The sequence below is a fragment of the Kocuria coralli genome, from assembly GCF_008831305.1.
Classification (GTDB): Bacteria; Actinomycetota; Actinomycetes; order Actinomycetales; family Micrococcaceae; genus Kocuria; species Kocuria coralli.
The window spans coordinates 26,011-34,531 of sequence record NZ_ML708632.1; the positions used below are offsets into that span (position 1 = coordinate 26,011).

At 68.8% G+C, this 8,521-nt stretch carries 8 protein-coding genes; 6 read left to right on the forward strand and 2 right to left on the reverse strand.

Annotation, left to right across the window (positions count from 1 at the left end; all coding sequences use genetic code 11):
• Positions 1-31 precede the first annotated feature (31 nt).
• Positions 32-1,072, reverse strand: coding sequence for an NAD(P)-dependent alcohol dehydrogenase (locus FCK90_RS14190; protein WP_158034961.1), 1,041 nt, complete (start codon positions 1,070-1,072; stop codon positions 32-34).
• A gap of 434 nt (positions 1,073-1,506) precedes the next feature.
• Between FCK90_RS14190 and FCK90_RS14195 the strand changes: the two genes are divergently transcribed.
• From FCK90_RS14195 to FCK90_RS14205, 3 genes are all read left to right on the forward strand, one after another.
• Positions 1,507-2,637: a DNA alkylation repair protein gene (locus FCK90_RS14195; protein ID WP_158034962.1), complete on the forward strand. Its 1,131-nt coding sequence runs from the start codon at positions 1,507-1,509 to the stop codon at positions 2,635-2,637.
• Positions 2,634-3,320 carry a type 1 glutamine amidotransferase domain-containing protein gene (locus tag FCK90_RS14200; protein ID WP_158034963.1) on the forward strand — a complete coding sequence of 229 codons (687 nt, stop codon included), beginning with the start codon at positions 2,634-2,636 and terminating at the stop codon, positions 3,318-3,320. Before FCK90_RS14195 ends, FCK90_RS14200 begins: the two co-directional genes overlap by 4 nt.
• A 77-nt stretch (positions 3,321-3,397) precedes the next feature.
• The gene (locus FCK90_RS14205; protein ID WP_158034964.1) at positions 3,398-4,321 is read left to right on the forward strand and encodes an NAD-dependent epimerase/dehydratase family protein; all 924 of its coding nucleotides are present in this window, start codon (positions 3,398-3,400) and stop codon (positions 4,319-4,321) included.
• Positions 4,322-4,390: 69 nt separating this feature from the next.
• On the opposite strand, the gene FCK90_RS14210 is transcribed toward FCK90_RS14205, so the two are convergent.
• Positions 4,391-5,794, reverse strand: coding sequence for an aminotransferase-like domain-containing protein (locus FCK90_RS14210; RefSeq protein ID WP_158034965.1), 1,404 nt, complete (start codon positions 5,792-5,794; stop codon positions 4,391-4,393).
• On the opposite strand from FCK90_RS14210, the gene FCK90_RS14215 reads away from it, so the two are divergent.
• The 3 genes from FCK90_RS14215 (at position 5,793) to FCK90_RS14225 (ending at position 8,519) form a co-directional block, all read left to right on the forward strand.
• Entirely contained in the window at positions 5,793-6,725 is a 933-nt protein-coding gene (locus FCK90_RS14215) for a DMT family transporter (RefSeq protein WP_158034966.1), read from the forward strand. The two genes, FCK90_RS14210 and FCK90_RS14215, sit on opposite strands and share 2 nt — an antisense overlap.
• A 94-nt stretch (positions 6,726-6,819) precedes the next feature.
• Positions 6,820-7,779 (forward strand): MerR family transcriptional regulator, encoded by a 960-nt coding sequence (locus FCK90_RS14220; protein WP_246180431.1) that lies wholly within the window; start codon positions 6,820-6,822, stop codon positions 7,777-7,779.
• Positions 7,776-8,519, forward strand: a complete 744-nt coding sequence (locus FCK90_RS14225; RefSeq protein WP_158034967.1) for a glutamine amidotransferase — start codon at positions 7,776-7,778, stop codon at positions 8,517-8,519. The genes FCK90_RS14220 and FCK90_RS14225 overlap by 4 nt, the downstream gene beginning before the upstream one ends.
• Positions 8,520-8,521: the final 2 nt, after the last annotated feature.

Below are 8,521 nucleotides of genomic sequence, written 5' to 3' on the forward strand. Positions count from 1 at the left end.
CGACGACGGCGGCCTCAGCCCCGCCGGCCCCTCACAGGGTGTGGGTGTCGATGACGAAGCGGTAGCGCACGTCCGCTGAGAGCACGCGCTCCCAGGCGTCGTTGATGCCGTCGGCGGCGACCAGTTCCGTCTCGGGGTGGATGCCGTGCTCGGCGCAGAAATCGAGCATCTCCTGGATCTCCGCGATGCCGCCCGTGGTGGATCCCGAGAGCGAGCGACGGCGGGGAACGAGCGAGAACGCGGGCACGGAGAACGGCTCCGAGGGGGCGCCCACGTTCACCAGCGTCCCGTCGACGTCGAGCAGGCCCAGGTACGCGGCGATGTCGAGACCCGCGGAGACGGTGTTCACGATCAGGTCGAGGCTGTCGGTCAGTTCGGCCAGCGCGTCCGCGTCGGTGGTGTCGAAGTAGCGGGTCGCGCCGAAAGCCAGGGCGTCGTCCTTCTTCTTGGTGCCGCGCGAGAGCACGGTCACCTCGGCCCCCAGTGCGACGGCGAGCTTGACGCCCATATGCCCGAGTCCGCCCATGCCGATGATCGCGACCCTCTTGCCGGGGCCGGCGTTCCAGTGCCGCAGCGGCGAGTAGGTGGTGATGCCCGCGCACAGCAGCGGCGCGGCCCTCGCGGGGTCGAGGCCCGCGGGGATGTTCAGCACGAAGTCCTCGTTCGTGACGACGGCCTGGGAGTACCCGCCCTGGGTGATCGTGCCGTCCACGTCGACGCCGTTGTAGGTCTGGATATTGCCGTTGAGGCAGTACTGGTCGTGGCCCTGCTCGCACTGCGCGCAGCTACGGCACGAGTTCGACTGGCAGCCCACGCCCACGGTGTCGCCGACCTGGTGCTTGGTCACCTCGCTGCCAACCTCGGTCACGCGCCCGACGATCTCGTGGCCGACGACCTGCGGGTAGGCGATCGGGCCCCAGTCACCACGGATGGTGTGGATGTCCGAATGGCAGATGCCGGCGTAGTCGATGTCGATCAGCACATCGTGCGGCCCGACGTCGCGGCGCTCGACGGTCATGGGCTCCAACGGCGCGGTGGCACTGGTGGCTCCGTAGGCTTTGACAGTTCGCATCAGCGGATACTCCTTCGGCAGTGGGACCTGAGGCAATGTTCCCAGTGAACACTACGGCTGGACGCCGAGGGAGGCCCCGCCGATGGGGGTACTAGGAGTGCCTGCCTGGGCTGCCTTGGGCGGCCGGGGCCATCCTGGGCCGGAGACGCCCTCTCGGGGTCGTCCTGGGCCGACCGGTCGTTTTGCTCGCCCATCAGCTTTGATGCGCACTCAGATCGGCCGATCGCCCGGCAACGGCACTCAGAATGACCACTCGACCCGGCACCACGGCAGGGCGAGGGATTCTGCGGTAGATGGATTCCACGGCAGACTTGAACCCATGGTGCACACGCCGAGATTCATGCAGTCCACGGACGACGACGGCGCAGGGCGCCCGCTCGACGGCGCTCGGCGAGTGGCCGAGGACCTCGTTCCCGCCGGCGACGGGCGCTGAGATGGCCGACTTCAAGGACGAGCTGTCGCCCGAACTCGTCGCCCGTCTCGGCCATGACATCGCGAGCGTCTCGGCGTCGTTCGACCGGGCGACGTTCGAGCAGTTCGCGGCCACCGGCCTCGGCGAGCTCGAGCTGAAAGCCCGTAGCGACTGGATCGCCCGCGCCCTGACGGCCACGATGCCGCCGTCCGCCGAGGAGGCCGACCGGGTCATCCGCGCCGCCCTGGACGCCGGGGGCTTCCAGGGGTGGGCTTCCATGCCCGTCAACGCGTACGTCGCCTCGGCCATGCTGGACCGTCCCGACGTCGCGCTCCCGCTCCTGGCCGCGCTCACTCCCCGCTACACCGCCGAGTTCGCGATCCGGCCCTTCCTCGAATCCCACCCCGACCTCACGATGGACCATCTCCGGTCGTGGACCACCGACCCGGACGAGCATGTCCGCCGGCTCGTCTCGGAGGGCACCCGGCCGCGGCTGCCCTGGGGGCAACGGCTCTCTCGCTTCATCGCCGACCCCTCCCCCACGCTGGAACTCCTGGACGCCCTGGTCGACGACGAGTCCCTCTACGTACGCCGATCCGTGGCGAACCACCTCAACGACATCAGCAAGGACCACCCCGACGTCGCCCTGGAGACCGCCCGCCGGTGGTCGGACAGCACCACGCGGGGCGACTTCGTGGTGCGCCACAGCCTCCGGACCCTCGTGAAACGAGGAGACCCGGCCGCTCTCGCCCTCCTCGGATTCGACTACGACGCCCCGATCGAGATCACCGACTTCTCCTGCTCACCGTCCACCGTCCCCATCGGGGACGCGGTCGCCCTCACCTTCACGCTGCGCGCCGCCGCCCCGGTGAAAGCGGCGATCGACTACCTGGTCCACTACCAGGGGGTTCGCGGACCCAAGGCGGGCAAGGTGTTCAAACTGACCGTCCGGGATCTCCCCGCGGATCAGCCGGTCCGCTTCTCCCGCCAGCACCGGTTCGCCCACGTCTCGATCCGCAAGATCCACCCCGGTCCGCACCGTATCGAGGTCCAGGTCAACGGACGCATCCTTGGCGCAGCCGAGGTCGACGTCGTCGTCCCGCCGTCAACCAGCCCAGAGCCGTCAACCAGCCCGGAATCGAGGCCCCGATGAGCAAGCGCATCCTGACAGTCGTCACGAACGTCGACCACTACGACGCCGACCCCGCGCACCCGACCGGCCTGTGGCTGTCCGAGCTGACGCATGCCTACGACGTCTTCGCCGGACGGGGTTTCCAGCAGACCCTGGTCAGCCCGGCCGGAGGGAAATCGCCGCTCGAGCCCCGTTCGCTGAAGTTCCCCAACTACGACAGGTCCGCCAAGGCCTGGCACGGAGACCCCGCGCGAATGGCACTGTTGGAAGACACGGCCGCCCCGGACCAGATCGACCCGGCGGACTACGACGCGATCTACTTCACCGGCGGTCATGCCGTGATGTTCGACTTCCCCGGCAGCGCGGGTCTGCAGCGGATCACGCGGGAGATCTTCGAACGCGGCGGCGTGGTGGGCGCGGTCTGCCACGGTTACTGCGGTCTGCTCGAGACCAAGCTCTCCGACGGCAGCCATCTGGTAGCCGGCCGCCGCCTCACCGGGTTCTCCTGGCGTGAGGAGGTGCTGGCCCGCGTCGACGGACTCGTGCCCTACAACGTCGAGAAGCGGATGAAGGAGCGCGCAGCGGACTACTCGAAGGCGCTGCTGCCGTTCGTGTCCAACACGGTCGTCGACGGCAGGCTCGTCACCGGCCAGAACCCCGGCTCGGCCAAGGAGACCGCGGCCAAGCTCGCCGCTCTGCTCTGATCGTCGCGGCGACCACGCGCAGATCCCGACCCGGTCTGATCCCATCCGATCCGACTCGATCCGAAAGGCAGGAACCCATGCAGACCGTGCTCGGCTCAGGCGGCCAGATCGCCGAGGAACTCACCCGCGAACTGCGCCGGAACTTCACCGACGATATCCGCCTGGTGAGCAGGAACCCCCGCAAGGTCCACGAGGCCGATCAGCTCGTGCCCGCCGACCTCATGGACGCCGGGGCCACGGATAAGGCGGTGGCGGGCAGCGACGTCGTATTCCTCACCGTGGGCCTGCCGATGGACTCCGTCATGTGGGAGCAGCGGTTCCCGGCCATGATGGCGAACACGATCGCAGCCTGCCGGAAGCACGGCAGCAAGCTCGTCTTCTTCGACAACACCTACATGTACCCGCAGACGTCGGTGCCGCAGACGGAGGACACGGCCTTCGAGCCCGCCGGACGCAAGGCGGCCGTCCGGGCGCAGATCGCGACGGCGCTGCTGGCCGAGATGGAAGCCGGCACGATCGAGGCGGTGATCTGCCGGGCCCCCGAGTTCTACGGCCCCGGCAAGACCCAGAGCCTGACCAACTCCGCCGTCTTCAACCGCATCGGGCAGGGCAAGCGGCCGATGGTGCCGCTGAACGCCCAGACCAGGCGCTCCCTGATCTGGACTCCGGATGCCAGCCGCGCCATGGCGCTCATCGGCAACACACCCGACGCCTTCGGGCAGACCTGGCACCTCCCGATCGACCCGGACCGCCTCACCTACCGGGAGATGATCGGCCTCGCCTCCCAGGTCACCGGGCGGAAGATCCCCTACGTCACGGTCCCCCGGTGGGCCTTCAAGGCCGGAGGACTGCTCAACCCGGCGGTCAAGGAGGCGGAGGAGCTGCTGCCGCGCTACCGGCAGGACAACATCTTCGACTCCGCGAAGTTCCAGACGCGATTCCCCCGCTTCCGGGTCACGAGCTATCGGGAGGGCATCGCGCAGATCCTCGAAGAGGGATAACGGCCCCCGCTGAGGGCGGACTCGCTGTCCCCGGCGTCGTCTGTCATGACGGACCCCACCGAGACGCTGTTATGAGGCGAGGACCTCGCCGATGATGCGGGCGGCCTCCGGGAAGGAACCGGGGTCGGGTCCGGAGTAGTTCAGGCGCAGATACCGGCCGGCGGGTTCTGCGGGGAACCAGTCGTCCCCGGCAGCGACGACGACTCCACGGGCCTCGCAGTCCCGGGCCAGCTGTCCGAGATCGGTGGTGTCCGGCAACTGAACCCAGAGATTCAGGCCGCCGTGCGGCACGGAGTCGATGTGCGCGTCGGGGACATGCTCACGCAGGGCATCGACGAGGAGATCGCGACGGGCGGCGAGCTGGCTGCGGAGGGAACGAAGGTGTGTGCGCCAGGCGGGTTGGGTGACGACGTCGAGCGCCGCTTGCTGGAGCACGCCGCTGACGTACATCGACTGGGCCTGCGTGTCGGCGAGGATGCGCTCCCGGGCCGGGCCACGGGCGATGAGGCCGGCGACGCGGATCGATGGAGAGACGCTCTTGGTCAGCGATCGCAGGTAGACGACGTGCCCGCTGTCCTCGCGGGCGGCGACCGGCGTCGGAGCTGCGGTGATGCCGAAGTCATGAGCCCAGTCGTCCTCGATCAGGAAGGCCCCGTGCTCGCGGACGATGTCGAGCACCCTCGTGGCGAGATCGGCGCTCCATCGGGCGCCGGAAGGGTTGGCGAAGTTCGGCTGGGCGTAGAAAGCGCGTGCGCCGGTTCGGGCGAAGGCCCGGTCGACGTCGTCGGGATCCGGGCCGTGCCGCCCGGAGGGGACCGGAACGAGCTGCACGCCGACCTGCCTGGCGGCTAGGATCGCGCCCCAGTAGCTGGGCGATTCGATCAGCAGCGGCCGTCCCGCTCCCACGAGCGTCCGGAACAGGGTGCTGAGGCCGCTCTGGCTCCCCGGGATGATCACCACGTCGCTCGCCACCGGCTGACTCGCGCCCGGTAGGGCGCCGGCACCGAGTTCTGCGGCGAACCAGGACTGCAGTTCCGGAAGCCCCGCAGCGGGCGGACGGGTGAGGGCGAGGTCGCTACGCGAGCTACGCGTGATGGCCGTTCGGACGAGCCGTTCGGGCAGCAGTTCCTTGTCGGGGTAGCCGGCGTGCAGCGCGATCACGTCGTTGGGTGCCGTACGCATCGCGGCCGTCACGGGCGGGAGGTGGTGCCGGGGAGCGCCGAGCGCAGCGGTCTGCCATCCGTAGTCGTGGGGCCGGGGCACGCGCACCTTGCGAACGAACGTTCCCACGCCCGGCCGCGACTCGATGACCCCCTGCCCGATGAGGGTCCGGAGCGCCTTCTGCACGGTCACCGGGCTCACCCCGTATTCGGTGACCAAGGACCGCGTTGACGGCAGCTGCGCACCGGCCGGTGCAGTGGTGATCCATTCGCGAAGGGCCGTCACGATCCGATCACTGCTACTATTTGACATGAATATAAATAGTACCGCTACTCTCCATAGAGCACCACCGCTACCGGAATCGCATGCAGGACTGTGGTGGGGGCTGCTCGGAGTCACGGCCTTTTCGTTCACCGTGCCCTTCACCCGCGTCGCGGTCGAGAACGGGCACATGTCGGCGCTGTTCGTCGGCTCCGGCCGCGCGGTCGTCGCTGCGCTGCTCGCCGGCACTGCGCTCTTTCTCACCCGCCAGAAGCTCCCCCGCGGGAGACAGTGGCTGCAGGTCGCCGTCGTCGCGGGTGGAGCAGTGGTCGGCTTCCCACTGCTCACCTCGTTCGCGCTGACGACCGCCCCTGCAAGCCATGGAGCCGTGGTGATCGCGCTGCTGCCCGCGGCGACAGCGGTGATCGCCGTTCTGCGTACGGGTGAGCACCCGGCCCTCTCGTTCTGGATCGCTGCCGCGTTCGGCGCCGTTGCGGCGGTGGTGTTCGCCGTGGTCCAAGGCGGCGGCCTCGGCGGGCTGCATGTCTCGGACCTGCTGTTATTCGCTGCGGTGATCGTCTGCGCGATCGGCTATGCCGAAGGCGGGCTCCTGTCCCGGTCGCTGGGGTCATGGCAGACGATTTCGTGGGCGCTCGTGCTCGCCTCGCCGCTGATGATCCTCCTGACCGGCATCGCCGTCGCGCGGCAGCCGCCCACGGGAGCACCGGCCGAATGGGGCGCGTTCGCCTACCTCGCGGCCGTGAGCATGTTCCTGGGGTTCTTCGCCTGGTATCGAGGGCTCGCGATCGGCCCTATGGCGCAGGTGAGCCAGGTCCAGCTCGCTCAGCCGGTCATGAGCATCCTCTGGGCGGGACTGCTGCTGGGTGAGCGCATCGGCTGGCAGACCGTCGTCGGCGGTGTCGCCGTGATCGGATGCGCGCTGCTCGCCGTGCGCGCCCGCAATCGTGGAAGTCGGGATTGATCTATGAGGCATACGATCTCGGCTCGGTCCCCACTTCCCCTGCATAGGCTTGACCTTGCCCCTGAGGTCAGGGTCTACGTTCTTGGCGGGAGGCATGATGCGCATCGGTGAACTCGCGGCCCGCGCCGGGGTGACGGTCAAGGCGGTCCGGTACTACGAGCGCCTGGGGCTGGTGGAACCCGCCCGGGAGGCGAACGGGTACCGGTCCTTCACCGAGGATCACCTGCGTGCCGTGGCCGAGATCCGTCAGCTGAGCGAGATCGGGATCTCACCACTCAGAGCGGCGCCGTTCATCGAGTGCCTGGACACCGGTCATGAGCACTCCGATCAGTGCGTGAGTTCCCTGGCGGTCTACCGCGACACGATCGTTGAGCTCGACCGCATGATCGCGGCGCTCTCCTCCCGCCGACAGATCCTGCAGGAACGCCTCGATCAAGGGGCGGGCCGTTCGTTCGAGAAGGAGACGACGATGACCGACTACACCACTCTGCCCGACGGCTTGCCCGTGCCGGAGGACGACAGCGCCGCCGACCACCTGCCGGGTCAGCGGATGCCGCAGCTCGAGCTCCCCGTCAGCGACGGCGGCACCGTCGACCTTGCGGGGCTCGGGACTGGCCGCACGGTGATCTACCTGTATCCACTGACCGGCCAGCCGGGCGTGGATCTGCCCGAGGGGTGGGACGCGATCCCCGGGGCTCGGGGCTGCTCGACCGAGGCGTGCGACTTCCGCGACCATTTCGAGGACCTCCGCCGCGCGGGCGCCCAGCGGGTGTTCGGGCTCTCGAGTCAGGACCCGGCGTATCAGCAGGAGGTGGTCGAGCGGCTGAGGCTGCCGTTCGCCATGATCTCCGACGACGCCCTGGCGCTGGCGGATGCACTGCGCCTGCCCACGTTCTCCGCACCCGGCCACGACCGGCTCTACGCCCGGCTGACGCTGATCGTCGGGGACGGGAGAATCGAGCACGTGTTCTACCCGATCTTCCCGCCGAACGCCCACGCCCAGCAGGTGCTGGACTGGCTCATTCAGGCCAAGTCTGAGGAGACCGAACTATGAGCCCTTCCCCCGCCGGAACGCCGGCCCGTGTTGCGACCGTCATCCAGCACCTCGCCTTCGAGGACACCGGCATCCTCGGATCGCTGCTGCACGAGCGCGGCTACACGATCCAGACAGTGGGGCCTGCCTCATCAGATGGTCTGCCCGCCGTCGTGGACGGGGATCTGCTGGTGGTCCTGGGCGGGCCGGTCGGGGTGTACGAGGAGGATCGGTACCCGTTCCTGAGCGCCGAGAAACGGATCGTGCGGGATTGGCTCGCCGGCGGGAAACCACTGCTGGGAGTCTGTCTCGGTGCACAGCTGATCGCCGAGGCGCTCGGGGCTCAGGTGACCGGCACCGGGCGCAAGGAGATCGGCTTCGGCCCGCTCACCCTCACCCCTGCCGGTCAGGACAGCGTCCTCGCACCGCTGTCGCCGGAGGGAACGACGGCGATTCCGGTGCTGCACTGGCACGGGGACCAGTTCGAGATCCCGGAGGGCGCCGTCAGGCTCGCAGAGACGCCGGGCTTCCCGAATCAGGCGTTCACGTGGGGTGATCAAGTCCTGGCGCTGCAGTTCCATCTCGAAGCCGAGCACCACCGGATCGAGGAATGGCTCATCGGGCACGCCGCCGAGATCAACGCGGCGGGAATAGACCCGCGCACCATCCGAGCCGACGCCGCACAGCACGGCCCGGCTCTCGAGACGGCAGCGCGTGCCGTGCTCAGGGCTTGGCTAGTGTCGCGTGTCGTTAGTTCCTGAAT

Coding starts and splice junctions, on each gene's coding strand:
- FCK90_RS14220 (WP_246180431.1), top strand. CDS start 6,820: ATGATGCGCATCGGTGAACTCGCGGCCCGCGCCGGGGTGACGGTCAAG.
- FCK90_RS14190 (WP_158034961.1), bottom strand. CDS start 1,072: ATGCGAACTGTCAAAGCCTACGGAGCCACCAGTGCCACCGCGCCGTTG.
- FCK90_RS14200 (WP_158034963.1), top strand. CDS start 2,634: ATGAGCAAGCGCATCCTGACAGTCGTCACGAACGTCGACCACTACGAC.
- FCK90_RS14195 (WP_158034962.1), top strand. CDS start 1,507: ATGGCCGACTTCAAGGACGAGCTGTCGCCCGAACTCGTCGCCCGTCTC.
- FCK90_RS14210 (WP_158034965.1), bottom strand. CDS start 5,794: ATGTCAAATAGTAGCAGTGATCGGATCGTGACGGCCCTTCGCGAATGG.
- FCK90_RS14225 (WP_158034967.1), top strand. CDS start 7,776: ATGAGCCCTTCCCCCGCCGGAACGCCGGCCCGTGTTGCGACCGTCATC.
- FCK90_RS14205 (WP_158034964.1), top strand. CDS start 3,398: ATGCAGACCGTGCTCGGCTCAGGCGGCCAGATCGCCGAGGAACTCACC.
- FCK90_RS14215 (WP_158034966.1), top strand. CDS start 5,793: ATGAATATAAATAGTACCGCTACTCTCCATAGAGCACCACCGCTACCG.